This window comes from Halorarum salinum, assembly GCF_013402875.1.
Classification (GTDB): domain Archaea; phylum Halobacteriota; class Halobacteria; order Halobacteriales; family Haloferacaceae; genus Halorarum; species Halorarum salinum.
The window spans coordinates 372,067-397,093 of record NZ_CP058579.1; the positions used below are offsets into that span (position 1 = coordinate 372,067).

At 70.3% G+C, this 25,027-nt stretch carries 24 protein-coding genes and 2 pseudogenes; 10 read left to right on the top strand and 16 right to left on the bottom strand.

Features of this window, described 5'->3' with window-relative positions:
* Positions 1 to 49: 49 nt before the first annotated feature.
* From HUG12_RS22160 to HUG12_RS01710, 3 genes and pseudogenes are all read right to left on the bottom strand, one after another.
* A pseudogene (locus tag HUG12_RS22160) lies at positions 50 to 330 on the bottom strand (sensor histidine kinase); the annotation flags it as partial.
* 390 nt (positions 331 to 720) lie between these two features.
* Positions 721 to 990, bottom strand: a pseudogene (locus tag HUG12_RS22165) (response regulator); the annotation flags it as partial.
* A gap of 108 nt (positions 991 to 1,098) precedes the next feature.
* Positions 1,099 to 2,349, bottom strand: coding sequence for an FG-GAP-like repeat-containing protein (locus HUG12_RS01710; RefSeq protein ID WP_179267115.1), 1,251 nt, complete (start codon positions 2,347 to 2,349; stop codon positions 1,099 to 1,101).
* A 145-nt stretch (positions 2,350 to 2,494) separates the two neighbouring features.
* On the opposite strand from HUG12_RS01710, the gene HUG12_RS01715 reads away from it, so the two are divergent.
* Entirely contained in the window at positions 2,495 to 4,000 is a 1,506-nt protein-coding gene (locus tag HUG12_RS01715) for a hypothetical protein (RefSeq protein ID WP_179267116.1), read from the top strand.
* Positions 4,001 to 4,427: 427 nt separating this feature from the next.
* On the opposite strand, the gene HUG12_RS01720 is transcribed toward HUG12_RS01715, so the two are convergent.
* A complete protein-coding gene (locus tag HUG12_RS01720) occupies positions 4,428 to 5,177 on the bottom strand; it encodes a VOC family protein (protein ID WP_179267117.1) in 750 nt (249 codons plus the stop codon).
* A gap of 176 nt (positions 5,178 to 5,353) precedes the next feature.
* Positions 5,354 to 6,148 carry a maleate cis-trans isomerase family protein gene (locus tag HUG12_RS01725; RefSeq protein WP_246308122.1) on the bottom strand — a complete coding sequence of 265 codons (795 nt, stop codon included), beginning with the start codon at positions 6,146 to 6,148 and terminating at the stop codon, positions 5,354 to 5,356.
* A gap of 111 nt (positions 6,149 to 6,259) precedes the next feature.
* On the opposite strand from HUG12_RS01725, the gene HUG12_RS01730 reads away from it, so the two are divergent.
* Positions 6,260 to 7,192, top strand: a complete 933-nt coding sequence (locus tag HUG12_RS01730; protein ID WP_179267118.1) for a hypothetical protein — start codon at positions 6,260 to 6,262, stop codon at positions 7,190 to 7,192.
* Positions 7,193 to 7,243: 51 nt separating this feature from the next.
* Here HUG12_RS01730 and HUG12_RS01735 read toward each other — a convergent pair whose 3' ends face one another.
* Both HUG12_RS01735 and HUG12_RS01740 read right to left on the bottom strand, forming a co-directional pair.
* The gene (locus tag HUG12_RS01735) at positions 7,244 to 7,708 is read right to left on the bottom strand and encodes a TIGR04206 family protein (RefSeq protein ID WP_179267119.1); all 465 of its coding nucleotides are present in this window, start codon (positions 7,706 to 7,708) and stop codon (positions 7,244 to 7,246) included.
* On the bottom strand, positions 7,705 to 8,814 hold the full coding sequence (locus HUG12_RS01740; protein WP_179267120.1) for an OBG GTPase family GTP-binding protein: 1,110 nt from the start codon (positions 8,812 to 8,814) through the stop codon (positions 7,705 to 7,707). The genes HUG12_RS01735 and HUG12_RS01740 overlap by 4 nt, the downstream gene beginning before the upstream one ends.
* A 257-nt stretch (positions 8,815 to 9,071) precedes the next feature.
* Here HUG12_RS01740 and HUG12_RS01745 point away from each other — a divergent pair, with 257 nt between their 5' ends.
* From HUG12_RS01745 to HUG12_RS01760, 4 genes are all read left to right on the top strand, one after another.
* Positions 9,072 to 9,275, top strand: a complete 204-nt coding sequence (locus tag HUG12_RS01745) for a VNG_1110C family protein (RefSeq protein ID WP_179267121.1) — start codon at positions 9,072 to 9,074, stop codon at positions 9,273 to 9,275.
* 147 nt (positions 9,276 to 9,422) lie between these two features.
* Entirely contained in the window at positions 9,423 to 9,800 is a 378-nt protein-coding gene (locus tag HUG12_RS01750) for a DUF7541 family protein (RefSeq protein ID WP_179267122.1), read from the top strand.
* Between the two features lie 118 nt (positions 9,801 to 9,918).
* Complete coding sequence (locus HUG12_RS01755; protein ID WP_179267123.1) at positions 9,919 to 10,302, top strand: DUF6684 family protein; 384 nt, start codon at positions 9,919 to 9,921, stop codon at positions 10,300 to 10,302.
* Positions 10,303 to 10,452: 150 nt separating this feature from the next.
* Positions 10,453 to 12,183 (top strand): cbb3-type cytochrome c oxidase subunit I, encoded by a 1,731-nt coding sequence (locus HUG12_RS01760; protein WP_179270535.1) that lies wholly within the window; start codon positions 10,453 to 10,455, stop codon positions 12,181 to 12,183.
* A 305-nt stretch (positions 12,184 to 12,488) separates the two neighbouring features.
* Here HUG12_RS01760 and HUG12_RS01765 read toward each other — a convergent pair whose 3' ends face one another.
* A complete protein-coding gene (locus tag HUG12_RS01765) occupies positions 12,489 to 13,043 on the bottom strand; it encodes a DUF7344 domain-containing protein (RefSeq protein ID WP_179267124.1) in 555 nt (184 codons plus the stop codon).
* A gap of 245 nt (positions 13,044 to 13,288) precedes the next feature.
* Between HUG12_RS01765 and HUG12_RS01770 the strand changes: the two genes are divergently transcribed.
* Positions 13,289 to 13,573, top strand: coding sequence for a DUF7520 family protein (locus HUG12_RS01770; protein ID WP_394354270.1), 285 nt, complete (start codon positions 13,289 to 13,291; stop codon positions 13,571 to 13,573).
* Between the two features lie 87 nt (positions 13,574 to 13,660).
* Entirely contained in the window at positions 13,661 to 14,062 is a 402-nt protein-coding gene (locus HUG12_RS01775) for a universal stress protein (protein ID WP_179267125.1), read from the top strand.
* A gap of 62 nt (positions 14,063 to 14,124) precedes the next feature.
* Here the strand turns inward: HUG12_RS01775 and HUG12_RS01780 are convergent, their stop codons facing one another.
* From HUG12_RS01780 to HUG12_RS01810, 7 genes are all read right to left on the bottom strand, one after another.
* Positions 14,125 to 14,817 (bottom strand): thioredoxin family protein, encoded by a 693-nt coding sequence (locus tag HUG12_RS01780; protein ID WP_179267126.1) that lies wholly within the window; start codon positions 14,815 to 14,817, stop codon positions 14,125 to 14,127.
* A complete protein-coding gene (locus HUG12_RS01785; protein ID WP_179270537.1) occupies positions 14,814 to 15,551 on the bottom strand; it encodes an ABC transporter ATP-binding protein in 738 nt (245 codons plus the stop codon). The genes HUG12_RS01780 and HUG12_RS01785 overlap by 4 nt, the downstream gene beginning before the upstream one ends.
* A gap of 65 nt (positions 15,552 to 15,616) precedes the next feature.
* Complete coding sequence (locus tag HUG12_RS01790; RefSeq protein ID WP_179267127.1) at positions 15,617 to 16,375, bottom strand: ABC transporter ATP-binding protein; 759 nt, start codon at positions 16,373 to 16,375, stop codon at positions 15,617 to 15,619.
* A complete protein-coding gene (locus HUG12_RS01795; RefSeq protein WP_179267128.1) occupies positions 16,375 to 17,475 on the bottom strand; it encodes a branched-chain amino acid ABC transporter permease in 1,101 nt (366 codons plus the stop codon). Before HUG12_RS01795 ends, HUG12_RS01790 begins: the two co-directional genes overlap by 1 nt.
* Before the next feature lies 1 nt (position 17,476).
* On the bottom strand, positions 17,477 to 18,448 hold the full coding sequence (locus HUG12_RS01800) for a branched-chain amino acid ABC transporter permease (protein ID WP_179267129.1): 972 nt from the start codon (positions 18,446 to 18,448) through the stop codon (positions 17,477 to 17,479).
* Between the two features lie 92 nt (positions 18,449 to 18,540).
* Entirely contained in the window at positions 18,541 to 19,890 is a 1,350-nt protein-coding gene (locus HUG12_RS01805; protein WP_179267130.1) for a substrate-binding protein, read from the bottom strand.
* 325 nt (positions 19,891 to 20,215) lie between these two features.
* Entirely contained in the window at positions 20,216 to 20,890 is a 675-nt protein-coding gene (locus HUG12_RS01810) for a haloacid dehalogenase type II (RefSeq protein ID WP_179267131.1), read from the bottom strand.
* Positions 20,891 to 20,986: 96 nt separating this feature from the next.
* Between HUG12_RS01810 and HUG12_RS01815 the strand changes: the two genes are divergently transcribed.
* Complete coding sequence (locus tag HUG12_RS01815; protein WP_179267132.1) at positions 20,987 to 21,751, top strand: GNAT family N-acetyltransferase; 765 nt, start codon at positions 20,987 to 20,989, stop codon at positions 21,749 to 21,751.
* A gap of 105 nt (positions 21,752 to 21,856) precedes the next feature.
* Entirely contained in the window at positions 21,857 to 22,666 is an 810-nt protein-coding gene (locus HUG12_RS01820) for a P-loop NTPase (protein WP_179267133.1), read from the top strand.
* A gap of 722 nt (positions 22,667 to 23,388) precedes the next feature.
* On the opposite strand, the gene HUG12_RS01825 is transcribed toward HUG12_RS01820, so the two are convergent.
* On the bottom strand, positions 23,389 to 24,999 hold the full coding sequence (locus tag HUG12_RS01825) for a long-chain-fatty-acid--CoA ligase (protein ID WP_179267134.1): 1,611 nt from the start codon (positions 24,997 to 24,999) through the stop codon (positions 23,389 to 23,391).
* Between the last annotated feature and the right edge of the window lie 28 nt (positions 25,000 to 25,027).

Here is a 25,027-nt window from a genome sequence, read left to right on the forward strand (position 1 = left end):
AACCGGCGGCTAGACGGCCGGTTCGACGGGTGAGGGCCCGAGGGCTCGGTCAGAACGTGACGACGCCGTCCACCTCGAACCGGGCGCCTCCCAATGCCGACCCGGTCGCGGACACCGTCCAGCCGTGCGCCTCCGCGACCTCCCGGACGATGCTCAGCCCGTAGCCGATTCCACGTCGCCCTCCGCGATCCCGGGGCCGTCGTCGGCGACGTAGAACCCCCGCCCGTCCGCGAGCGTGCCGACCCCGACCCGGACCGCGGGCCCAGCGTGTTCGACGGCGTTCCGGAGGAGGTTCTCGAGCAGTTGGTGGAGCCTGTCCGGGTCGGCCTCGGACTGCCCGACGACCGTCTTTGGCTCCTGCGTCTCCATCGCCTCCCGGTAGGCCGGGACGAACGGGTTCCCGTCGTCGCTCCCCTCGCCCCGGATCAGTTCGAGGAAGTCGTCGCCGAGGTGGTCCTCGCGCGACCCGGGGAACCCCGAGACCGCCTGCCGGTTCGCCTCGGTGATGCGCCACTCGGAGTCGACCGCGATGAAGCGGTCGGTGATGCGGCCCAGAATCCGCCGCCGTCTGCGGGTCACCTCGTCGACCTTCTCGGTCGCCCGGTAGTGGTCGACCGCCGTTCGCACGCGGTTCGCGAGCAGGTCCCAGTGGTCCTCGCCGCCCCCCTTGCGGATGTAGTCGGTGACGTCGGCCGAGATGGCCTCGCTCGCGACCGACTCGCTCCCGCGTGCGGTGTAGAGGATGACCGGAAGCGACGGGTGCTCCTCGCGGACGGTCTCCAGCAGTTCGATCCCGTTCGTGCCGGGCATCTCGTAGTCCGTGAGGGGGCACTCGACGTTCGCGAGACGGCGGGGGTCCCCGAGAACCTCCTCCGGGGACGACGCCGTCCCCATCGTCACGTCGGGGACCCGACGCTCGAACCGGGCGACGACGAGTTCGAGCGACTGGACGTCGTCGTCGACGTACGGGACCCGGCGGGAACGGGACATGGAGGGGAACTCGACAACCGCCTGATTTATCTCTACTGATCCGATGCACAGCTCTGATACCGGGGCGTGTGGCTCCCGACGGCGATCGGTCCTGGCGGTGGAACCGGGTCAGAACGGCGAGCGAGCCGAGCCGTCCAGTTCCAGCGCGACCACGCGGCCGTTCCCGTACATCACGTACACCTCGTCCGATCCGTCGCCGTCCGTGTCCGCGACCGTCGGATGGGTGTAGATGCGCTCCTCGCGGGCGTAGGTCGCCCGCACGTCCCCGGTCGCGGGGTCGACGATCGTGACCGTGCCGTCGTTCGTCGTCGCGACGAGGTCGGGGTCGCCGTCGCCGTCGAGGTCGCCCAGCACGGGCGGGGGCGTCATCCGCGTCTCCTCGGTCGTGAGCGCCGTCGTCCACTCCCCCTCCCCCGTTTCGCCGTCGAGCGACCGGAGCCGGCCGTCGGCCGCGACCGCGTACACCTCGGCTCGGCCGTCGTCGTCCCCGTCGCCGACCGCGTGGACCGCGGCGAGCGTCCCCAGGTCGCGGCGCCACCGCGTCTCGCCGGTCGCGCCGTCGAGCACCCCGACGGTCCCCTTCGTCGTCGCGACGACGACCTCCGGGGAGCCGTCGTCGTCCACGTCCGCGCTCGTCGTCCAGCCGACCGGTTCGTCGAGGCCGCTCCGGTTCCAGACGGTCCTCCCCTCGCCGTCGAGGAGGACGACCCGCCCGTCGGTGGTGCCGACCGCGAGATCCGTCCCGCCGTCGCCGGTGAAGTCGCCCGCCCGCGGCTCGCCGTTCACGACGCCGCCCACCGTGCGTTCCAAAAGGAGCGACCCGTCCGGGGCGTACACGTGGACCGTCCCGCGGACGTCGACGACAGCGATCTCGGCGCGGCCGTCGCCGGTCAGGTCGGCCACGACCGGCTTCGTGTAGCCGTACGCCGAGAGCCGCTCCCGGAACTCGACCTCGCCGGTGTGCGCGTCGAGTCCCAGCAGGTCCTCGGTCGTCGAGGCGGCGAACACCTCCGCCCGCCCGTCCCCGTCGGCGTCGGCGACCGCGGGGTCGGCGACCGCGTGGAGCGTACAGTTCGCCGGTGGAACCCCGTGGTCCCACCGCTCGGACCCGTTGCCCGCGTGAAGCGCGACGAGCCGGCACTGTTCCGTTCCGCCGGCCCCGCTGACCGGCGCGTACACCGTTCCCTCGCCGTCGACCCGGGCGGCGGCGACCGCGTGGTGGTTGGCCCTGATGTCGGTCGCCGTGTCGCTCACCCACCGCTCGGACAGCGTCGCGTCGTCCCCGAGGGCGACGGCGCCGACGGCCGCGAGGAGCGCTCCGAGGACGACGAGCAGCGCGACGGCCGTTCGCGGGCGCATGCTCCACCCTTCGGGGCGAACCGTATAAGCCGTCCCACAGCGGGCGGGCGTTCGAGAGTCGAACCACCCGCCGCCCGGGAGCGAGCGGGCGCCCCTCGGGAGCCGAACCGCGGGGCTTTTCGCCTCCACGCCGAACCTCCGGTCGATGGAGGCGGACGCACGGTCGAGCGCGCGGCCGGCCGCGAGCGCGGTCGCCGCCCTCGTCGCCGGGGCCGTCGCGCTCGCCGCGTTCGTCGGCCGGGCCGCCGCACACGACGTGAGCGCCTCGCGGTTCGACGCGCCGCTCCCGTTCCCGCTGCTGCTCGCCGGCGCGGCAGTCACGGTGCTGGCGACCGCGGCGCTGCTCGAGGGGTCCGGAAGCGTCCCGACGCTCGACCGGAGGCCGGGGGTCCGGCTCCCGACGAGGCCGACCGGGGCCCTGCGGACCGCTGCGAGGGGAGCGTTCGCCGTCGCGGTCGTCGCCGCCGTCCTCGACGGCATCCTCGGCCCGCAGGTCGCCGCCGAGAACGCCGCCACGACGTTCGTCTGGCCGGTGTGGCTCCGCGGGCTGGCGACGCTCGCGGTCCTCGTCGGCTCCGTCTGGCCGACCCTCTCGCCGTGGCTGACAGCCTACGAGCTGCTGTGCCGCCTGGAGGGCGGGCCGATCGCGATACTGGGCGAGTACCCCGACAGGCTGGCCCACTGGCCGGCCACGCTCGGGTTCGTCGCGGGCGTCGGCGTGGTGGCGACGCTGACCGTGACGCCGCAGTCCCCCCGGTCGACGGCCGGCGTCGTGGCGGGCTACGCCGCCGCGATGCTCGTCGGCGGGGTCTGCTTCGGACGCGAGTGGTTCCGCCGGGCGGACGTCCTCGCCGTCCTCTATCGGTCGTTCGGCCGCGTCGCCGTCCTCGACGAGCGCGAGGGTCGACAGTGCGAGAGCCGGCGGCGCGAGCGCGACCGGGACGATGGCGGGCGACACTCGAACGGCCCGCGCGTGTCGCTCCGGTTCCCGTGGACCGGCTGTACGACCCCCGTCGCCGACGCCTCGCTCGCGGCGTTCGTCGTTGCCGCGGTGTACACCGTGAGCTTCGACGGGTTCACGAACACGCCGGAGTTCCAGTCGCTCCTGTTCGGCACCCGGCGCGCGCTGGGCGTCGGCCCGGTCGCGAGCGTGCTCCTGTACGTCGCGGGCCTGCTCGGGTTCCTCGTCGCGTTCGCGTGCGTCGCGGCGCTCGCGGACCGACTCGGTCGGGGCACGGAACCGCGACACGGGGCGGGGAGCCGGTCGGGGGCGACGTCGTGGCGCGGCGCGACGCTCGCGTTCTCTCCGACGGTCCTCCCCATCGCGGCGGCCTACGAGGTCGCGCACAACTACCCCTACGTCCTCGGGAACCTCGGCCGGCTGGCGACGCTCTCGTTCCGGGCCGGGGGCGTCCCGGTCGGGCCGATCGAGCCGCTGGGCTGGCTTCCCATCGAGGGGTTCTGGGCGTCGCAGGTGCTCCTCGTGGTGGTCGGCCACGTCGTGGCGGTGGTCGCGGCCCACGGGGTCGCGGTCCGGCGGTACGGCGGCGGAGCGGGAGCGCGTCGCGGGCACGCCCCGCTGCTGGCGCTGATGGTCGGCTACACCGTACTCTCGCTGTGGATCGTCTCGCGGCCGGTGGTTTCGTTCTGAGTCGGGTGGCGATGCTTCGCGGTTCGAGTCGTCGTGAGGACCCTCCGTTTCGAGGTTAGTCCGGTCGTCGTGGGGGAGTTCCCGAAAGCCCCCGCGGGGGCGGGGACGTTCACGAGGCGCAGAGCGTCTCGTGAGCTCGCGAGAGCAAAGCTCTCGTGAACGGCGCGGACCGCCAAGCACCACAGCGCGACCGAAGGGAGCGCGAGGGGCGCGGCGGCCGCACCGACCCGAGCCCCGCGGGGGCTATCGAGAACGAGGCCACGGCGCACGAATCAATACAGGAGCCGACAGCGGTGGGGGCTTTCGGGAACTGTGCTGCGATGACCGAACCAGCCACGAAGCAGACAGCGGCGGGAGCTTTCACGGTCATCGCCACGGTTCCCCACGCGCCCACCGAAACACCACCCGCCAAAAGTGGATAGCGGAATCAGACCAGTTCGATCTCGTGCCCGTCCTGGTCCTTCGTGAACGCGTACCGGAAGTCGCACGACTCGGGATCGCGGTAGTCCTCCGACTCGCGCTCGAGCACCGCCTCCCAGTCCTCCTCCAGGTCGTCGACGCGGACCGCGAGGTGACCCCAGGCGTCGCCCATCTCGTAGCTCCGCCCGTCGTAGTTGTACGTGAGTTCGACCGACATCGCCTCCTCGCCGGCGTCCTCGGGCTTCATGAAGTAGTTGGCGAACGTGTCGGCCTCCCAGCGACCGGCGTGCTCGTACTCGAACGTGCGCAGCCAGTAGCCGAGCGCCTCGGCGGCGTCCTCGACGCGCATCATCGTGTGGTCGAGCGACCAGCGGGCGCCGTGGTCGCGCTGGACGATCTCGATCTCGTGGCCGTCGGGGTCCTTCACGAACGCGTAGCGGCCGCCGCAGGAGTCGGGGTCGCGGTAGTCCTCGACGCCCGCGTCCATCAGCTCCTCGTAGGCGTCGTACACGTCGTCGACGCGGACGGCGATGTGGCCCCACGCGTCGCCCATGTCGTACGTGCGGTCGTCGTGGTTGTACGTGAGTTCGAGCGTCGCGGAGTCCTCGCCCGCGTCGGCGGGCCCGAGGTGGACGTTCGTGAACGTGTCCGCGTCCCACCGGCTCTTCTCCTCGTAGCCGAAGTGACCGGTGTAGAACTCCATCGCCTCGTCGAGGTCCTCGACGCGCATCATGACGTGGTCGAGCGTGAATGCCATGTTCGATGGGTGGGCCGCGCCGTCGAAAAGGGTACCGACGTCGAACGGTTTGGCGGGGGCCGCCGGGACGGATCGTCCGTCGCCGGGTCGGTCGCCGCCGGTCGGCCAGGTCACGCCGCCGGCCGGCCACCGCGCCGTCGCGCGACCCTCCGCCGCCCCAGTTGGTCCGCCGGCGTTCAGTCGTCCGCCGCCGTCGGCACCGTCCGCTCGGACCCCTCGTTCAGGCCGCCGTCGAGCAGGCGGCCCGCGCCGGGGACCTGCGTGCTCAGGCCCAGTTCGTCGAGGATCTCGTAGGTCGTCGCGGTCGCCGCCGAGAACACTGGGAGGCCGAACCGGTCCTCGGCGGCCTGGACGGCCGCCAGCGACGGCATCTGGACGCACGAGGAGAGCACCAGCGCGTCGGCGTCGTCCGTGTTCAGCCCGTCCGCGACGTCGACGAGGTTCCGCTGGTCGAGTTCGGCGACCTCCAGGTTGTCCGGACACTCGAGCGTCTCGTAGTCGACGACCTCGACGCCGCCGCTCTCGAAGTAGTCGATCACCGTCCGCGTGAGCTCCTCCACGTACGGCGCGATCAGCGCGACGCGGTCGGCCTCCAGCCTGTCGAGCGCCCGGACGAGCGCGCCGGCGCTGGTCACGACCGGCGCGTCGCCGTCGTTCTCGACCGTCCGCTCGCGGAGTTTGGCCTCGCTCTCCTCGTGGTAACCCGGTCCCTGGGCCATGATTCCGATGAGGCAGGCGTAGGCGATGACGTCACAGCGGGCGTCCGACAGCAGCGTCGCGCAGTCCTCCGACTGCTCGTCCATGCGTTCGAGCTCCTCCTCCGTGACGCTCTGCATCCGCATCCGACTGGAGTGGAACGTGAACGACTCGCCGTAGAGCTCCGGCCGCTCGTCCAGCATCGCCGGGATCTCCGTCTCCATCGTCACGTTCGAACTCGGGACGATCACGCCGATCCGGTAGTCGTCGGTCATACGGGGGCGAGTACGGAACCGAGCGCATAGAACGTTCGGACGGGCTCTCCGGGCGTTCGGACCGGCCCGTTCCCCTCAAAGCACTTACCGTCCGGACGAGCAGCCCCGGCCATGGGACGCTCGCGACGCGACGCCCTCCGCGCGCTCGCCGTCGCCGGCGCGCCGGGGCTGGCCGGCTGTGGCGGCGGGGGCGGGGAGACCCCGACCGGCACGGGCGACTCCGGCACAGTTCGGCCGAGCGACTCGCCGACCGACCCCACGACCGACCCGACGTCGACCGACGATCCCCCCGCGGAGCTCGTGTTGCGACCGCACGAGGCCGTCCCCGACGCACCGCTCGCCGTCTTCCCGGCGGGGCTCCGCGACTGGCTCCGCGAGGCGGCCCGGACGGGCGGGTCCGTGCGGGGACACGAGTCGGTCCCCGTGTACGCGCCCGACCCGCTCGTGGCGGAGTTCCGGACCGTCGACCTCCGCACGCCGGGGGGCGAGCTCGACGGGACCTTCGAGGTCCGCGCCGAGGGCGGCCCGCGATACGAACTTCGGCTCTCGGCCGACCCCGTCGAGTCCGTCCCGACCGACGGGACGGTCACGGAGGTGTCCTCGCTCCCGGCCGACAGACGGGAACTCGCCGTGGACGCGATCGAGGGGAACTGGCCGGGCGCCTACCCCGAGACGGAACGCGGCGAGTGGGTCAGGGAGGAGTTCTTCGGGGGCCACTTCGAGCGCGAGGGGCGGACCTACCTCGGCAGCGAGGCCGAGCAGACCGACGCCGCCTTCTTCAGTACCACGGTGTGGACCGTGCTGTCGATGACGCCCGTGGAGGACGACGGGGTCGACGCGGACCCGGTCGCCCTCCGGTTCCCCGAGATCGGTCACGGCGTCCGGGCCGCCGTCGAGGACGCGCTGGCCGACTGGGAGGGAACCGGGAGGGAGGGCAGGGCGTGGCTCGAACCCGAACACCGTCCCGAGGCGGTGGCCGCGTTCGCCGCCGGGACCGGGGCGCTGCTCACCCACACGGCAGCGTTCTCGGTGGCCGTCGAGTGAGAGAGGACCGCGGGTCGAAGTTCGCCGTCGAGTCGAATCGCGCCGCCCGGGTCAGGACCGCGCCGCCCGGTACCGCCAGCCCGCGACCGCCCACGCCGCCAGGGTCCCCACCGGGTACGCAGTCCGCTCGGGCTGGACCCCGAACTCCAGCGCGACAAGGAGGTTCGTGACGCCCGCGAGCGCGAGCAGGCCCGCGGTGACGCGCGGGTCCTCGGCGTCGAGGAAGCCGATCCCCGCCGACAGCAGCGCGAGCGTCCAGAACAGCACGGCCGAGGCCCACTGGAGCAACAGCGGCGGCCCGGCGAACAGCGGGTAGTCGGAGAGCAGCGAGACGGAGAGGCGCGGATCGAACCCGACGGCGCCCCAGAGGAAACGGAGGACGAATCCGCCGCCGGTGAACGACTGGACCGACCACGGGAGGAGGCCGACGAACAGGACGGCGGCGACCACCCGGGTCGGCGTCGCGCGGGGGACGGCCTTGCGGGGGAGCGTCGCCCCGCGGGCCGAACGGGTCACTTCCGCGTGACCAGCCGGAGCACGTCCTCGTCGGCGAGTTCGTGGCCCGTGCCGACCTGCTGGTCGTCGTGCTTCGCGCTCGGGCCGGAGACGCGGGCGAAGCGGAATCGGTCCTCGAACTCGCCGCCCAGTTTCTCGCAGGCGTCCGCGACCGTGTCGCCCTCGCGCAGGACGAGCGGCTCCTCGTAGTCGACGCCGCGGCCGGGCTTGTCCATGTAGATCCGGATGAGCCCCAGGGTGTCCCAGATGCGGTCCTTCAGGCCGTCGAGCCCGAGTTCCTCCTCGGCGGAGATGAACGTCACCTCCTCGGGGTCGAGGCCGTGCTCGCGGAGCTCCGCCTCGACCGTCGGGAGGTACTCCTCGTCGATGAGGTCGGCCTTGTTCACCGCGACCATCGAGGGGAGGTACACCCGGTTGTCCATCACGCCGTCGATGAGCTCGTCGATGGTGAGGTCGTGCGGGATGGTCACGGCGGCGTTGACGAAGCCGTGCTCCCGGAGGACGCTCTTCACGGTCCCCTCGTCGAGCGAGACCGAGTCGCCCATCGTCACGCGGATGCCGTCCTTGTGCGTCTTCCGGACGGAGATGTTCGGCGGCTCCGCGTCCAGGCGGATCTTGTTCAGGTACAGTTCCTCGCGCAGGCGCTCGTACTGGTCGATCTCGAACACCGAGAGGAGGAAGACCACCAGGTCGGCGGTGCGGACGACCGAGAGCACCTCCTTCCCGCCGCCGCGCCCGCCCGCGGCGCCCTCGATGAGCCCCGGCACGTCGAGGATCTGGACGTTGGCGCCGCGGTACTGGAGCATCCCCGGGTTCACGTCGAGGGTCGTGAACTCGTAGGCGCCCGTCTCGCTGTCGGCGTTCGTGATGGCGTTGATGAGCGTGGACTTGCCGACGGAGGGGAAGCCGACGAGCGCGACCGTCGCGTCGCCGGTCTTCTCGACCGCGTAGCCCTGGCCGCCGCCGGAGGAGGACTGGTTCTCCAGCTTCTCCTTCTTCTCCGCGAGCTTCGCCTTCAGGCGACCGACGTGCTCCTCGGTCGCCTTGTTGTACGGCGTCTCGGCGATCTCCTCGCGGAGGTCCTCGATCTCCTCCTCCAGTCCCATCACCTCCGACTCGGCCGTGCGTGCGCCTAAACGCTTTCCTTCGGTTCGGTCGGGGCGGACCGTCCGTACCGGCGAGCGATCCCCGTTCGCCCGGCGAAACCGGACCCGCGCGGACCCGCCGGCACGATACGTCACTCGTACAATACGTTTTTCCGAGGGAGTATCCGCCATTTTCGGCGGATAGACGGCCCCGAACGGGCGGATGCGCGTTTCGACACGGTTATACGGCACGCTCGTAACCGTGGAGACAAGACGAGATGCCGGATCCCTCCCGTCTCCGCGACAGCACGCAGATCGTCCTCCCCTGTGACGCGCTCGACCCCGTCCGGGCGGACGTGGAGGCGGATTTCACCGTCACGGTGTTCCGAGAGGGCGACGCGATGTGCCGGATCATCGGCAGCCCCGTGGAGATCAAGGCCGTCTCCAACTACCTCTCCCGGCACGGCGTCAACGTGCCGTGAACGGCGGCGTGGCGGATGGGCATCGCGTGGCGGACGAGCGCCGCCCGGTTCGGGGCGCGTCGACGGGGGACGTGCGCCCCGGGCACGTCGAACGTGCCCGCCGTACGACACCGACAGCCTTTGATGCGACCGGGCGTAACTCCGGGCATGGACGAGAACCCGGGCCTCAGCGACCAGTACCGGATGGCCAGCCCGTGGCCGCTGTTCGTCGCGCTCGGACTGCCCATCGCGGAACTGGGGCTGCTGTTCGGGATCATCCCGCTCGCGGTCGGCGGGGTCCTCCTGTTCGGCGGCTCCATCGCCGGAATGGTCACCGAGTCCGGCTACGCCTCGACGGCGTGGCGCGCGCTCGCCGTCGTCGCGCTGTTCGCGATGGCGCTCGGCGCCGCGCTGGTGTACGCCGACCCGGCGACCGAGGTCGCGCTCGCCCCGCGCGGGTACGCCACCGTCGGCGCCGGACTGCTCATGCTGCTGGCGGGCGTCGCGGGCGAACTGTTCGACTACGAGTCCGAAATCGCCGCCTGAACGGTCCGTACACCTCGATCGGCGCGGTCCCCCGCCCCGGCGCGCGAACGGCAGGCGGTTCGGCCTCGGCTGGAGCGAACCGACAAGGTATTTTGGCCGCGCTGTGCAAAGCACACCTATGGCAACCATCTTCGACAGGGAGACCCTGCTGGACCTGACGGTCAACGTCATCCCGCTGGGCATGATCCTGATCTTCGGCGTCGGGTACCTCATCTTCAACCCGTGGGCCGACGACGGTCTCTTCGGCAACCTCCTCATGATCGGCCTGCACGCGGTCCCGTTCATCGGCCTCCTCGTCCTGACGTACGTCTCCGGGAAGGCGATCGCGGGCGACGAGCAGCGCTCGTCGGTGTACCACCAGGGCCAGGCGGCCGTCCGGGGTGCCGAGGAGAAGCACGCCGTCGAGGGGTCGGCCGAGGACGGGTCGAGCGCCGCCGGGGCCGAGACGACCGGGGAGGCCGAGTCGACCGTCACCGAGGGCGAGACGGCCCCCGAGCAGTAACGCCGGGCGGTAGCTCCGGTTCCCCGAGGGGCCCGCGGGCCCCGACGCCCGTCGCCGTCCGGCCGTCGCGCCCGACTCGAATCTTTCTTGTGCCTCCGAATTCGAGTTCCTCCCATGCAGTTAACCGGCCAACTCCTGTTGACGGTGCTCATGGGGGCGTTCCTCGTGGGCGTGGCCGTCTTCCTCGCGCGGGTGGAGGACTGGCGGTCGTACACCCCGCTGGGTGCCGGCGGGGCCGTCGGCGACTCGGGCTACGTCCACCGCGAGAAGCCCGCCGGGTTCATCCGGTGGCTCACGACGGTCGACCACAAGGACATCGGGCTCCTCTACGGGCTCTACGGGACCATCGCGTTCCTCGTCGGCGGGCTGATGGTGATGCTCATGCGCGCGGAACTCACCACGCCCGAGACGGAGGTGCTGGGCTCGGCGACGTTCTACAACTCGCTGATGACGAGCCACGGCATCACGATGCTGTTCCTGTTCGGGACGCCCATCATCGCCGCGTTCGCGAACTACCTCATCCCGCTGCTCATCGACGCGGACGACATGGCGTTCCCGCGCATCAACGCCATCGCGTTCTGGCTGCTGCCGCCGGGCGCGCTGCTCATCTGGGCCGGGTTCTTCCCGCTCCCGGACGTCATCCCCGCCCAGACGGGCTGGACGATGTACCCGCCCATCTCCGCCGGCGTCGGCAACGGGAACCAGGCGAACGTCGGCGTCGACCTGATGATGCTCGGACTCCACCTCACCGGGGTCTCGGCGACGATGGGCGCCATCAACTTCATCACGACCATCTTCACCGAGCGCGACGAGCGGGTCACCTGGGCGAACCTCGACATCTTCTCGTGGACCATCCTCACCCAGTCGGGGCTCATCCTGTTCGCGTTCCCGCTGCTCGGGAGCGCCCTGGTCATGCTGCTGCTCGACCGGAACTTCGGCACGACGTTCTTCACCGTCGGCGGGGGCGATCCGATCCTCTGGCAGCACCTGTTCTGGTTCTTCGGCCACCCCGAGGTGTACATCCTCGTGTTGCCGCCGATGGGGATCGTGAGCTACGTCCTGCCGCGGTTCGCCGGGCGGAAGCTGTTCGGGTTCAAGTTCGTCGTCTACTCGACGCTGGCGATCGGCGTGCTCTCGTTCGGCGTCTGGGCCCACCACATGTTCGCCACGGGCATCGACCCGCGCCTCCGCGCGAGCTTCATGGCCGTCTCGCTCGCCATCGCCATCCCGAGCGCGGTGAAGACGTTCAACTGGATGACGACGATGTGGAACGGGAAGCTCCGGCTCACCGCGCCAATGCTGTTCTGCATCGGCTTCGTCTCCAACTTCATCATCGGCGGCGTCACCGGGGTGTTCCTCGCGTCGGTGCCCGTCGACCTGGTGCTCCACGACACGTACTACGTCGTCGGTCACTTCCACTACATCGTGATGGGCGCCATCGCCTTCGCCGGCTTCGCCGGCATCTACTACTGGTTCCCGCTCGTCACCGGGCGCTGGTACCAGCGCCGCCTCGCGAAGATCCACTTCTGGCTGTTCATGGCCGGCACGAACGTGACGTTCTTCGCGATGGTGCTGCTGGGATACGGCGGCATGCCCCGCCGGTACGCGACGTACCTGCCCCAGTTCGCCACGCTCCACCAGATCGCCTCCCTCGGCGCGCTCATGCTGTTCGTCGGCGGGATCGTCTGGGTGTACAACCTGGGCATCTCGTGGATGGAGGGGCCCCGTGTGCAGAGCGGCGACCCGTGGCGGCTCTCGGAGAACGACCTCAACACGGCCGAGTGGGACTGGTTCGACCGCAGGCGCGAGACCGCGGTCGCCGACGGCGGCCGGGGGGACGACGACCCCGCGACCGGCGGCGGACGCGACGACGGGAACTGACGGACGGTCGGGAAGCGCGGGTCCGGCGGCGGTCGTTTTTCGGGCGGTGCGTCCCGCCGAACAGTCACGCCGCCGTAACGGGGCGAGCCGACCGTCGCGACCGTCGCCGCCGGGTGGCTACACCAGGACGAGGACGAGGCCGGTAGCGAACATGAGGAGGGCGATGCCGCCGAGGATGACGCCGAGCAGGTCCTTGTCGCTCACGACGGGGACTGGGGGCGGCGGCGGCAAAGACCCGTCGTTCCGGCCGGCGCCGTCGACCGACGTACCCCTGCCGGCCGGGCGCGTCGAGCGGCCTCGACTCGTCAGTTCGGGCTCCCACGCCAGGCCGTCGGCCAGTACCGGTCCACGAACCTGTAGACAGTTCCGACCGGCCGGGGGGCGTCCTCGGACTCCCCTCCCCGCTCGTCCCGTGTAGCCTCGGCCGGGTCGAGCGACAGGTAGGCGAACAGCCGGGCCGCCCCCGGCCCGAGTTCGACGTCCCCGCGGTCCCGGTCGTAGTCGATCACGTTCGCGTCGTCGAGTTTCGGGAGGTGACACTGGTACAGACCGATGTACACGCGCTTTCGCTGGTCCGAGGAGAGGTGGCCGGGATCGGTCCCGTTCTCCTTCGAGGCGATGTGCTCCGCGAGCTCGCCGATGGTCGTGCTCCCTCCCTCCTCGTCCAGTTTCTCCAGTATCTCACACCGGCGCTCCGCCGACAGCAACTCGAAGACGCGACCCCTGGAGAGCCCCGTCGGCCCCTCCTCGGACGTCTCCGACGGCCCGGACGGCCGTTCGGCCGTCGGCTCCGCCTCAGCGTCCGTCTCGGTCGTCCGCGAACTCGCTCCCGCCGTCTCGACCCTGGATAGTGCACTCATGAGTTACCCCTTTCATGGAACCCGTGACCTCGAGCAGGTTCGGGGGGCCGTCCCGTCGAGCCGACCCCGTACTCGAACCACGTACCATACACCCCATGGCACGATACCGAACCACAAATGTCTGTGTGAGACGCGCGTCAGACGATCGTCCGACGCGGCCGCGTTCGACCCGATCGGCCGGCTCGAACGGTCGAACGCGGGTTCGAGAGCACAAGCCATATTCGCGGGGCGGGCGAACGCCGACCGTGACCGAACCCGACGTCGGATCGATGCGCCGAACGGGAGGGCGGCGGCTTGTCCTCGTGCTGTACGCCCTGCTGGTCTTCGTCGGCGGGGCCGCCGGCGTGCTCGTCTCCGTGTTCGTCGAGGGGCTCTCCGCGCCCAGGCTGTTCGGCCTGATCGCGCTGCCGGTCTCGACGGTCGGGTTCGCCGCCTACGGGGCCGTCACCGTCGCGGTCCTCCTCGGCGTCCCGCTCCTGCTCGTCGCGTACGTCTCCGCGGACATCGACGACGCCCCCGACGACGGGTGATGCGTCCGGGTTCCACCGCGGTCCGGACGCCGGCGGGACGGTCAGTTCGGCGAAAGGACTAATCCTCGCCGGGGAGAGCGTGCGGACATGTACCACGTCGTACTCGGCGTCGACGAGAACGAGGACCGGGCGGAGGCGGGGGCTCGGGCGGTCACGAACCTCCCCGGCGACCCCGGCGAGAAGCGCGTGACGCTGCTCCACGTCTTCCAGGACAACCCCAGCGGCGCGTCGGCGACGCAGGTGGCCTCGGTCCGCGCGGCCGAGGACGTGCTGGAGGCGGCCGGCGTCGCGGTCGAGATCGACGAGTCGAGCGGCGATCCGGCCGAGGCCATCCTCGAACTCGCCGAGGAGGGCGACGCCGACGTGATCGTCGTCGGCGGGCGCAAGCGCTCGCCGGCTGGCAAGGCGCTGTTCGGCAGCGTCACCCAGACGGTCATCCTCAACGCCGACCGGCCGGTGATGGTGACCGGGATGACGACCGGGGCGTGACCGAGGGCGGCGGCCGGCCGTCGAACCGCGACGGGGAACGCGGACGGATGGGACGGGTCTACTCAGCTCCGGCCGTCGGCCCGCGCCAGCAGGTCCGCGAACTCGCCGGGCCGTAGCCGGCCGCTCTCCCGGGCCGCGAGGTCGCCGTCGCGGAACACGAGCGTCGTCGGCGCCGCGTCCACCGCGAACGCCTCGCGGAACGCGTCCGCCGATCCGCCGTCGATGCCGGCGACCGCGCCGTTCGCCGGAAGCCGGTCGAGCAGCGCGTCGAGGTCCCCCTTCATCCGGTCGCAGGGTGCACAGTCCCGACGCCAGACGAACAGGACGGCGTCGGGGTGGTCCGCGAGGAACGACTCGTAGTCGTCGTCCGCGAGTTCGCGCTGGCCGACCGGGACCGGCGAGGGCGGCGCCACCTCGACGACGATGGCCGCCATCGTCGCCAGTTCGACGGGCGGGGGCGACTCCTCGAGGAACGACCCAAGCGCGAGGTAGGCGGCCAGTTCCGCCCGGGTGACGCCGAGCTCCTCGATGCGCGTCGCCGCCTCCGCCTCGTCGACGTCGAACACCTCCGCGACCGTCCCGCGGAACCGTTCGTCGTCGACCTCCAGGTACGTGTCGCGGTACACCGCGTGGACCGACTCGAACGGCCGGGTCGCCGTCAGTTCGCCGTCGGGCGCCTCGTCGACGACGCCGGCGTCGACGAGCCGGTCCAGCAGCGCCTCGGGCTCCACGTCCGCGGGTGGAGCGTCGCTCATACGCCGAGGTACCGCTCGCGGATCTCCTCGTCGCCCCGGAGCTCCTCGGCGCCGCCGGCGAACACCAGTTCGCCCTGGTCGAGCACGTACGCCCGGTCGGCGATGTTCATCGCGGCGACGGCGTTCTGCTCGACGAGCAGGATGGTCTTGCCCGAGTCGGCGATGCGCTGGATGGCGCTCTCGACCGAGGCGATGATCTGGGGCGCGAGCCCCTCGTACGGCTCGTCGAGCATCAGCAGGTCGGTCTGCTGTTTCAGCGTGCGGGCGATCGCGAGCATCTGCTGTTCGCCGCCCGAGAGGGTGCCGGCCCGCTGGTCGGCACGCTCCTCCAGGCGCGGGAACTCCTCGTACACCTCCGCGGTGGTCATCCCGCCCTCGCCCATCGTGACGCTCCGACCGACCGTGTTCGACCGGTTGCGCGCCACGTCCGCGAGGTGGAGGTTCTCCTCGACCGAGAGGTTCGGGAAGATGCGCCGCTCCTCGGGCACCAGCGCGATGCCCATGGAGGAGACGTCCTCGGTGGCCGCGTCGGTGATGTCCTCGCCCCGGAACCGGATCTGCCCGCTCCTGACGTCCGGGGGACGCGCGCCCGCGATGGCGCGGAGCGTCGTCGTCTTCCCGGCGCCGTTGCGCCCGAGCAGCGTGCACACCTCGCCCTCCTCGACGTGCACCGAGAGGTCCCGGAGGATGTGGCTCTGGTCGTAGTAGGCGTCCACCCCCTCGAGGGTGAGCAGGTGCTCGTCGGTATCGGCCGCCTCGGTCGCGGCCGCGCTGGCGACGTCCGCCTCGGCCGGGGGGCTCAAAGCTCCACCCCCCCGAGGTACGCCTCCTGGACCGCCGCGTCGCCCTGTACCTCCTCGGGCGTCCCGTCGGCGATGATCTCGCCACGGTTCAACACGAGGATGCGGTCGGAGATGCTGAAGATGACTTCCATGTCGTGTTCCACGAGGATGAACGTGAGTCCGAGCTGCTCCTTGACCTCCTCGATGAGTTCGACCGTGTCGCTCGTCTCGTCGGGGGACATGCCCGCGGTCGGCTCGTCCATCAGGAGGAGGTCGGGTTCGCTCGCGAGCGCGATGCCGAGTTCGAGCCTGCGCTTGTCGCCGTACGGGAGGTCCTCGGCCGGCACGTCCCGCTGGCCGTGGAGGCCGACCGATTCGAGCGTCTCCCGGGTCAGTTCGGCGACGGCCGGGTAGCGGTCCCGGTGGCGCAGGAAGTTGAACCGGAACGAGCCGTGTTCGGCCGCGAGCGCGGCGATCTCCGCGTTCTCCCGGACGGTCAGCTCCGGGAAGATGGATGCGGTCTGGAACGACTTGCTGATGCCGCGCTGGACCACCTCGTGTGGCTTCTTCCCGAGGATCGACTCGCCCTTGAACCGGACATCGCCCGCGGTGGGTTCGAGCCGGCGGGTGACGAGGTTGATGAGCGTCGACTTGCCGGCCCCGTTCGGGCCGATGATGGAGACGCGCTCGCCCTCCTCGACGTCGAAGGTGACGTCGTCGGTGGCGACGAGGCCGCCGAACTCCTTCGTGAGGCCGTCGAGTTCGAGCAGCGTCATCAGCGCTCACCCCCCATGCGATCGCGGACGGCCTCGCGGACGTCCTCGACGATTCCCCAGATCCCCCGCGGGAACAGCCAGATGACGCCGACGAAGATGACCCCGAGGATGAGGTGCCACAGCGTCCCGATCGTCCCGAAGCCGCTGACGACGTTCTCGACGTAGAGGTACAGCCCCGCGCCGAGGATGGGGCCGAACAGCGAGCCCGCGCCGCCCAGCACCGTGATGATGACGATCTCGCCGCTCTCGGTCCAGTACAGCGACTCGAGCGGGACGTAGTTGCCGTGGATGGTGAACAGGCTGCCCGCGACCCCGGCGAACGCGCCCGAGATGACGAACGCCATCAGCTTGTAGCGCCGGACGTTCAGTCCGACGAACTCCGCGCGCTGTTCGTTCTCGCGGATGGCGTTCAGCACGATGCCGTACGGCGAGTTGAGGACGCGGTACGCGACCACCACGGCGAGCACGAAGAACGCCGCGACGAACACGTACAGCATCTCGCCGAGCAGGATCGAGACCGGCCAGAACACCGGGAGCCCGAGGTCGATCACGCCGAACAGCGGTTCGACGTGCACGCTCGTGAAGCCGTTCTCCCCGTTCGTGAGCGACGCCAGCGGCGAGGCCGCCATGTAGAACAGCATCTGGGCGAACGCCAGCGTCAGGATGGCGAAGTAGATGCCGCCCCGGCGCAGCGAGAGGTAGCCGAGCACCCACGACAGCAGGACGGCGAAGGTCGTCCCCGCGAGCACGACCAAGAGCGGCAGGCCAGAGACCTCCGCGCTGAAGATGCCCGCCGCGTAGGCCGCGCCGCCCCAGAAGGCGGCGTGTCCGAACGACAGCAGTCCGGTGTAGCCGAGCAGCAGGTCGAAGCCGATGGCGAAGATGCCCCAGATGAGGATGAGCGACGCCAGGCCGCGGTAGCCCTGCAGGACGTCGCTGAGGACGGGGGCGTCCGCGAACAGCCACGGGAAGACCGCGACCGCCGCGACCGTGATGGCCGCCACCGTCGCCTCGTTGCCCTGGACCGTCCGCCAGCGGTCGTAGAGGCCGGCGCCGACGAACGTCTCCTCCTCCGTCGACGTTCCGACTTCGTCGCTCACGTCAGGACACCTCCTCGCTGCCGAACAGCCCCTCCGGGCGCAACAGCAGCACGACCGCCGCGAGCGCGTAGATTCCGACCTGCGACCAGGCCGACCAGGAGAGGGCTCCGCCGATCACGGGGATGCTCGCCAGCGGCGCGCCCACCAGGATGGCGTACACCATCCCGACGGCCGCCCCGCCGACGACGGCCCCCCGGATGGAGCCGACCCCGCCGATGACGACGACGAGGAACGCCGGGACGAGCGTCTCCATGCCGATGCTCGGGTTGACGTTCTCCAGCGGCGCGCCGACGACGCCCGCGACGCCCGCGAGCGCCGCGCCGATGGCGAACATCACGATGTACGGCCGGGTCAGCTTGATGCCGAGCAGTTGCACCATCTCCGGGTCCCGCGTGCCGGCGCGGACGACCAGCCCGAAGTCGGTGTACTCGACCAGCAGGAAGACGAGGAGGACGAGCACCGCCGTGATGGCGATGACGTAGAGCCGCCACTTCGGAAAGTTGCCGACGACGGGGAGCGCGACGGGGCCCGACGCCCAGCCGGGCCGCCTGAAGTTGATGCTCTGGCCGCCGAACAGCACCCGGACCGCCTCCTGGACGATGATGGCGAGCCCGAACGTGACGAGGATCTGGTCGAGGTCCGACCGGTCGTAGAACGGCCGGGCGAGATACCGCTCCATCGCCAGCCCCACGACGAACACCAGTGCCGGGACGATGACCAGCGCGGGGAGGAACCCCCATCCGAGGCCGACCGTGTCGTAGCCGTACCGCTGGAGCAGGCCGTTGCTGAGCGACACCTCGTTCGCGATCAGGAGGCCGGCGTAGGCGCCGACGAGATACAGCGCGCCGTGCGCGAAGTTGACGAACTTGAGGGTGCCCAGGATGATGGAGAGGCCGATGGCGACCAGGATGTAGATCGCCCCGGCCTGCAGCCCGTTGAGGAACACCCCGAGGAGGTCGGCGAACAGGCTCACGCCGCCGCTCCCCCACAGTGTGTGAGATTTTCTATCATGATCGTGGGTGTATCGTACACGAATATCAATGTGGCGAGTGAACCGCGGTCGGGTTATTCGGAGCCGTCGTCGCCGAGTTCACAGTCGGCTGCCGGGCCCTCGTCACACGCGTAGCCGACGTCGTCCCGGGAGGTGACGTTCACCACTTCGAAGAACTGACCGTCGCCCTGTTCGGACTCCGGGAGCCCGCGGACGATCGGGATGTCGCGCTGGGCCTGGTGGTCGCACGCCCGCATCGTCTCGGCGCCCATCCCGATGTTGTCGTACTCGTAGCCCTCCAGCTGGCTGATGACCTCCGGCGGGTAGAACGTCCCCGCCCGCTCGGCGGCCGCGGCGTACTGGAGCGTCTGGGCGTATGCGATCTGTGCCGGCCCGGACGGGACCCGCCCGTTGTACGCCTCCCCGAACGCCTCGGTGAACGTGTTCGACGGACCGTTGTCGATCTGGGAGTCCCACGCGATGGTGCCGTAGATGCCCTCGATGGCCTGGGACGCGCCCTGCGCCATCGGCCGGTTGTACAGCGGCATCACGATCTCCATGTCCTGGTCGATGCCGGCCTCGACGGCCTGCGAGAGGGAGTTCGCCCCGTCGAGTCCGTAGTGGTTGAGGAACAGCGCGTCCGCGCCGGAGCTCGCCGCCTCCGAGAGGTACGACTGGTAGTCGCTCTCCCCGAGCGGGGTGGCGACGCTGTCGACCTCGGACCAGCCGGCCTCCTCGAAGAACATCCGCATCGACTCCTGCTGGGTCTGTCCCCAGCTGTAGTCGGCGTACAGCTGGTAGAAGGAGAGGTCGCTGCCGTAGTCCTCGGTGACGACCGGCGCGAGCGCCTGTCCGGTCATGTACGCGTTGAACATCTCCCGGAAGCCGTACCGCTGGCAGTCCTTCCCGGTGGTGTCGTTCGAGTGGGTCAGACAGCACATGAACAGCACCCGCTCCTCCTGGGCGAGCCCCTGCATGGCGATGGCAGTCGCGCTGGAGGAGCCGCCCGAGAACATGATGACGTCGTCGCGCTCGATCATCCGCGAGGCTGACTCGCGGGCGGTGTCGGCGTCGGTCGCGGTGTCGCCCTCCACGTAGTCGACCTCGTAGTCGAGGACGCCGTCGCCCGAGAGGTCCCCGAAGTCGTCGACCCAGCCGCCGCCGTTGTTCAGGTGTTCGACGGCCAGCTGGTACGCGCGGAGTTCGTCCTCGCCCTCGGAGGAGTACGGGCCGGTGGTCGGCACGTTGAAGCCGAACGTCACCGTGTCCCCCTCGACCGGGTAGTTCCCGAGCGCGGGGTACTCGGAGTCCCCGCCGCCGCCGCCGCCGGTACAGCCGGCCAGTCCCGCGAGTCCGACCGCGCCGGCCGCGCCCGAGGTCTTCAGCACGTCGCGCCTGGTTAGTGATTCGCTATCGCGCGCCATGCAACTACCCGTGGGAACTTCGTTAATGAACGTTCCGTGTATATTCCCTTAGTTAGTGATAATACTGATAATATGTCTTCTGAAGATTCTGCATGATAATCATTATCACACTGCCGTCGTTTTAGTACGGCGATCGGCGTGAAAAATAAGGAACGTTCGTGATGGTCTCGCCCGGATGACGCGCGATTCGCCGGAACGGTCCAGGGTTCCACGTTTAAATTCATCGGCTGAGGCCGTGCCGACGGACGGCTTCGCCCGGCGGTCGGTCGGTTCGTCGGACTGGACGAGTTCGTCGAGCCGAGCCCGGGGAATTCGTCGAGTCTGGCTAGGCGAGTTCGCCCGCGACGTCGGCGAGCGACGACGCCGTGAGCGACGGTTCGGGGCCGGCCCGCTCGAACGGATCGTTCCTCCGGTTCACCCATGCCGTCCGCATTCCCGCGTTCCCGGCGCCGGCGACGTCCCAGGCGTTCCCCGAGACGAGTCGGCATTCGCCCACGTCCCGGCCCGTGCGTTCGGCGGCGTTCTCGTACACGGCGGGGTCCGGCTTGAACGAGTCCACCTCGTCGGCGCTGATGACCTCGTCGAGGTGGGGCGCCAGCCCGGCGTTCCCGGCGAGCGTCCCCAGCATCTCCGGGTTCCCGTTCGAGAGCGCCGTCACCGTGTGTCCGGCCTCCGACAGCCGAGTCAGCGCCTCGACTGCGTCGGGGAACGGGTCGAGGCGCTCGTAGGCGGCGAGCACGCGCTCGCGGGTCGGTTCGTCCGCCGCCACGCCCCACTGGTCGAGCGCGTAGCCGAGCGCGTCCCGCGTGACGTCCCAGAACGGACGGTAGTCGTCCATCAACGCGACCTGGTAGGCGTACTGGAGCTGCTTCGCGCGCCAGGTCGCGTCCAGTTCGGCGACCAGCGCGTCGGACACGGCGAGTTCCGCCGCGAGCGTCTCCCGGACGCTGCTCGTGTCACACAGCGTCCCGTACATGTCGAAACACAACGTCTCCGCCATACGGGCCGTTCTCGACCCCGACACAAAGACGCACGGTCCCCGGCAGCGCCGGCGACCGCCGCATAGCTTTAGGCGTAGTCCGTGCTAACCAACTACATGAATCTGCGTGAAGCAACCCCCGAGGACGTGGACGGCGTCCGGACCGTCGCCCGCGCGTCGCTGGAGGCGTCGTACGGCCACGCCGTCCCGACGGAGGCCATCGGGGAGGCCGTGGAGGCGTGGTACGACGCCGGGGACCTCGCCGACGAACTGGCCGACGAGGACGTCGTGTTCGTCGTCGCCGAGGACGCGGAGGGGTCCGGCCGCGTCGCCGGGTTCGCCCAGAGCTACGTCGTGGACCGCCGGGAGCCGATCGGCGCGATCGACTGGCTCCACGTCCACCCCGACTACCGGGAGCGGGGCGTCGGCACCGACCTCCTCCGGCGGGTCGAGTCGGAGCTGCACGACCGCGGGGCGACCCGGATCGAGGGGCGGGTGCTCGTGGCGAACGAGGCGGGGACGGGGTTCTACGAGGAGGAGGGGTTCACCGAGGGGGACGAACGCACCGTCGAGATCGGCGACGAGTCGTTCCGCGAGCGCCGGTACACGAAGCTCCTCGAGGAGGACGGCGAGGCGGAGCGGATCGAACCGCTCACGACCGCCGACGGGAGCACGCTGTACGTCGCCTACGACGAGGCCGAACGCGCCTCCAAGGCGCCGTTCTACGCGACGTACGCGGAGGCCGACCGGACGACCCGCGAGGGGTACCGCTGTGGCAACTGCGGGAGCGTCTCGATCCTGATGGACTCGATGGGGACGGTGTCGTGTCCCGACTGCGGGAACCGTCGGAAGCCGGTGCGGTGGGACGCGGCGTACCTCTGAACGGCCGCCGGCGGAGGGGACCGCCGGGGCCGCGGAGCGTTCGGTCGTATCACGTTCGATACTCGGAGCGTCGTGATTAAGCCGGGGCGGTCCGCCGTCGACGGTATGGACGGACGGGTGCTCGCCGTCGTCGGCGCGAAGGGCGGCGTCGGGAAGACGACGACGAGCCTCAACCTCGCGGCCGCGCTCGCGGAGGACGGGCGCGCGGTGGCGGTCGTGGAGGCGGACCTGGCGATGGCGAACGCCGTCGACTTCCTCGACGTGGACGTCGAGAGCGGACGCACGTTCCACGACGTGCTCGCGGGCGGCGCGGGGGTCGACGAGGCCACCTACCCCGCGGCGGGGGGGTTCGACGTGGTGCCGAGCGGGACGGAACTGGACGGCTTCGTGAGCGCGGACCTCGACCGCTTCCCCGGCGCGCTCGACGCGCTGAAGGCGCGCTACGACGCCGTCGTCGTCGACACCGGCGCCGGGGTCAGCCGCGAGACGGTCGTGCCGACGAAGCTCGCGGACGCCTCGGTGCTCGTCTCGACGCCCCGGGTCGCCTCGGTGCGGGACGCGGACAAGACGATGACCGTCGCCGAGCGCGCGGGCGCGCCGGTGGGCGGCGTCGTGCTCACGAAGTCCGGCACCGGGCGCTCGCCCCCCGCGCGGCGCATCGCCCGGTTCCTCGACACGGACCTGCTCGGGCACGTCCCCCACGACGAGGCCATCCCCGAGTCCCAGGACGCCGGCCAGCCGGCGGTCGCGTACGCGCCCGACAGCGACGCCGCGATGGCCTACCGCGGCGTGGCGGACGCGCTGCGGCGCCGCCCGGACATGCTCGGCATGACCGTCGGCGGCGGCTCGAGCGGGTTCCGGTTCGGGAGCGGCGCGAGCGCGGACGGCGGGACTGCGGGGGACGTGTTTCGGTGATTCGGATCGTTTTGCGAGACGGCTGGTGTCGGACAAATTACGGCGATTTTCTCGCTGGGTCTCGATCCCGGAGCCCATCCGGATGCCGGGGAGTAGTTCCCGAAAGTCCCCGCAATTCTCGGCTAGGGATCGAGTCCAAGTCCCTTCAGAACGTCTGGAAAGCCCCCGGCGTTCTCGGCTCCCGCGGCCCGCTCTGCGCTCCTCGTCACTCGGCCTTCGGCCTCGTTCCTGCGGTGCTTGAGGGACCGGGATTCGCCGAGAACGCCGGCCCCTTTCAGTCCCACCCACACCGCACCACAGCCTCCCCAGCCGATTCGTTCCCTTCGGTCGCTCATCCCTCGCGCGCATCCGGCTGGCACGGAGGCCAGCCGGCACGCGCCACCGCACCGACTGTACCATGGTTCGAGACGCCGAAGGCGTCTGGTCAGCAGTGAGAACTCTTCGAGTTCTCACCGCATCACGAGGGACGCTTTGCGTCCCTCGAACGACAGCGGCCGCACCGACTCGAGCCCCGCGGGGGCTTTCGAGAACTACGACACGACGAAGCCACCCGCATCGAAACTGGCAACCACGGGGGCTGTCTGGAACTGTTCGACGACGACCGAACCAACCACGACAAAGCCGGCCGATTGCCACAGTCGACAGGACGAGGCAGTCGTCACGGCAAAATCCCGCCGGCGAAGAGAAGGACCCGTCAGAACTCGAAGCTCACCGAATCGGACTCACCCCTCACCGACCATCCGATCCTCGCCCTCCCACTCCTGCTGCCGAAGCTCGTACTTCTGGATCTTCCCGGTCGCCGTCTTGGGCAACTGCTTCACGAACTCGACGTGCTTCGGGACCTTGAACGACGCGAGCCGCCCCCGACAGAACGCCAGCAACTCGCCCTCGCTCGTGCCCGGGTCCGCCAGGTCGCCGTTCGCGGGGACGACGAACGCCTTGGGCGTCTCGCCCCACTCCTCGCTCGGCACCGGGATGACCGCGACGTCGCCGACCGCGTCGTGGGAGAACAGCGCGTCCTCCAGTTCGATCGAGGAGATGTTCTCCCCGCCCGAGATGATGATGTCCTTCTTGCGGTCCTGGATGGTGATCATGCCGCGGTCGTCGACGACCGCGAGGTCGCCCATGTGGTAGTACCCCTCCACGCGGTCGTCGAACGCCTCCTCGGTGGCCTCGGGCTTCTCCCAGTAGCCGTCCATCACCTGGTTGCCGCGAACGACGATCTCGCCGACCGTCTCGCCGTCCTCGGCCACGTCCTCGCCGTCCTCGTCGACGACGCGGATCTCCGTGCCGAGGTAGCCGAAGCCCTGCGTCTTCTTCACCGCGAAGCGGTCGTCCGAGTCGTCCTCGAAGTAGCGCCGGGCGTCCGAGGTGGTGATGAGCGGGCCGGTCTCGGTGGCGCCGTACACGTGCTTGAGGTACCAGCCGAACTCGTCCTCGATCGTCCGGACGGTCGCCTCCGGCGGGGCCGCGCCCGCGGTGGCGACCCGGACGTCCTGCCCGGCGTCGACGGCGCCGCCGTGTTCGTCGTGGTGGTCCCCGAGCATCTTGAGCACCGTCGGCGCCGCACAGAAGTACGTCACGTCCTCGTTCCGGAGGCGGTCGAACGCCTCGGCGGCGTCGACCCCGCGGGTGCAGACGTGTCTGGCGCCCATCCCCGTGACCGCGTAGAGGTGGCCCCAGCCGTTCACGTGGAACATCGGCAGCGTCCAGAGGTAGGTATCGTCGTCGCGCAGCTCCTGGTGGACCGCGATGGTGTAGGCGTGGAGCGTCTCGGTTCGGTGGGTCCGGCAGACGCCCTTCGGGTCGCCCGTCGTCCCGGAGGTGTAGTTGATGGTGATCACCTCGTCCTCGCTCATCACCGGGCGCTCGTACCCGCCCGCGTCCGCGAGGACCTCGTCGAACGCCTCCCAGTCACCCTCGACGGCGTCGGCGTCGTTCGTGATGAACGTCTCGGTCGGAACGCTGTCGCGGACGGCCTCGATGCGGTCGGCGTACTCGGCGTCGGCGTAGATGGCCGTCACCCCGGCGTCGTTCAGGATGTACTCGAAGTCCGACTCCACGAGCCGGTAGTTCAGGGGCGTGTGGACCGCGCCGGCCTGGAAGCTCCCGTAGGCGGCCTCGAGGTGGTAGTGCGTGTTCGGGTCGAGGACGGCGACTCGGTCGCCCTTCCCGACGCCGCGCTCCTGCAGCGCGGCGGCGAAGCCGTCCGCCCGCTCGCCGAGTTCGTCGTACGTGTATCGCGTCCCGTCGACGGCGAGGACCGCCTCCCGGTCCCCGTAGTTCCGGCGGGCGCGGTCGAGAAAGTCCGTCACTAGCAGCGGTTTCTCCATGCTCGCCCGGAACTTCCGGGACGTTCGT

Bases quoted from the DNA above. Each gene is read 5' to 3' on its own strand.
- HUG12_RS01710 (WP_179267115.1), bottom strand. From the start codon at position 2,349: ATGCGCCCGCGAACGGCCGTCGCGCTGCTCGTCGTCCTCGGAGCGCTC.
- HUG12_RS01715 (WP_179267116.1), top strand. From the start codon at position 2,495: ATGGAGGCGGACGCACGGTCGAGCGCGCGGCCGGCCGCGAGCGCGGTC.
- HUG12_RS01720 (WP_179267117.1), bottom strand. From the start codon at position 5,177: ATGGCATTCACGCTCGACCACGTCATGATGCGCGTCGAGGACCTCGAC.
- HUG12_RS01725 (WP_246308122.1), bottom strand. From the start codon at position 6,148: ATGACCGACGACTACCGGATCGGCGTGATCGTCCCGAGTTCGAACGTG.
- HUG12_RS01730 (WP_179267118.1), top strand. From the start codon at position 6,260: ATGGGACGCTCGCGACGCGACGCCCTCCGCGCGCTCGCCGTCGCCGGC.
- HUG12_RS01740 (WP_179267120.1), bottom strand. From the start codon at position 8,814: ATGGGACTGGAGGAGGAGATCGAGGACCTCCGCGAGGAGATCGCCGAG.
- HUG12_RS01745 (WP_179267121.1), top strand. From the start codon at position 9,072: ATGCCGGATCCCTCCCGTCTCCGCGACAGCACGCAGATCGTCCTCCCC.
- HUG12_RS01750 (WP_179267122.1), top strand. From the start codon at position 9,423: ATGGACGAGAACCCGGGCCTCAGCGACCAGTACCGGATGGCCAGCCCG.
- HUG12_RS01755 (WP_179267123.1), top strand. From the start codon at position 9,919: ATGGCAACCATCTTCGACAGGGAGACCCTGCTGGACCTGACGGTCAAC.
- HUG12_RS01760 (WP_179270535.1), top strand. From the start codon at position 10,453: ATGGGGGCGTTCCTCGTGGGCGTGGCCGTCTTCCTCGCGCGGGTGGAG.
- HUG12_RS01765 (WP_179267124.1), bottom strand. From the start codon at position 13,043: ATGAGTGCACTATCCAGGGTCGAGACGGCGGGAGCGAGTTCGCGGACG.
- HUG12_RS01775 (WP_179267125.1), top strand. From the start codon at position 13,661: ATGTACCACGTCGTACTCGGCGTCGACGAGAACGAGGACCGGGCGGAG.
- HUG12_RS01780 (WP_179267126.1), bottom strand. From the start codon at position 14,817: ATGAGCGACGCTCCACCCGCGGACGTGGAGCCCGAGGCGCTGCTGGAC.
- HUG12_RS01790 (WP_179267127.1), bottom strand. From the start codon at position 16,375: ATGACGCTGCTCGAACTCGACGGCCTCACGAAGGAGTTCGGCGGCCTC.
- HUG12_RS01805 (WP_179267130.1), bottom strand. From the start codon at position 19,890: ATGGCGCGCGATAGCGAATCACTAACCAGGCGCGACGTGCTGAAGACC.
- HUG12_RS01810 (WP_179267131.1), bottom strand. From the start codon at position 20,890: ATGGCGGAGACGTTGTGTTTCGACATGTACGGGACGCTGTGTGACACG.
- HUG12_RS01815 (WP_179267132.1), top strand. From the start codon at position 20,987: ATGAATCTGCGTGAAGCAACCCCCGAGGACGTGGACGGCGTCCGGACC.
- HUG12_RS01820 (WP_179267133.1), top strand. From the start codon at position 21,857: ATGGACGGACGGGTGCTCGCCGTCGTCGGCGCGAAGGGCGGCGTCGGG.
- HUG12_RS01825 (WP_179267134.1), bottom strand. From the start codon at position 24,999: ATGGAGAAACCGCTGCTAGTGACGGACTTTCTCGACCGCGCCCGCCGG.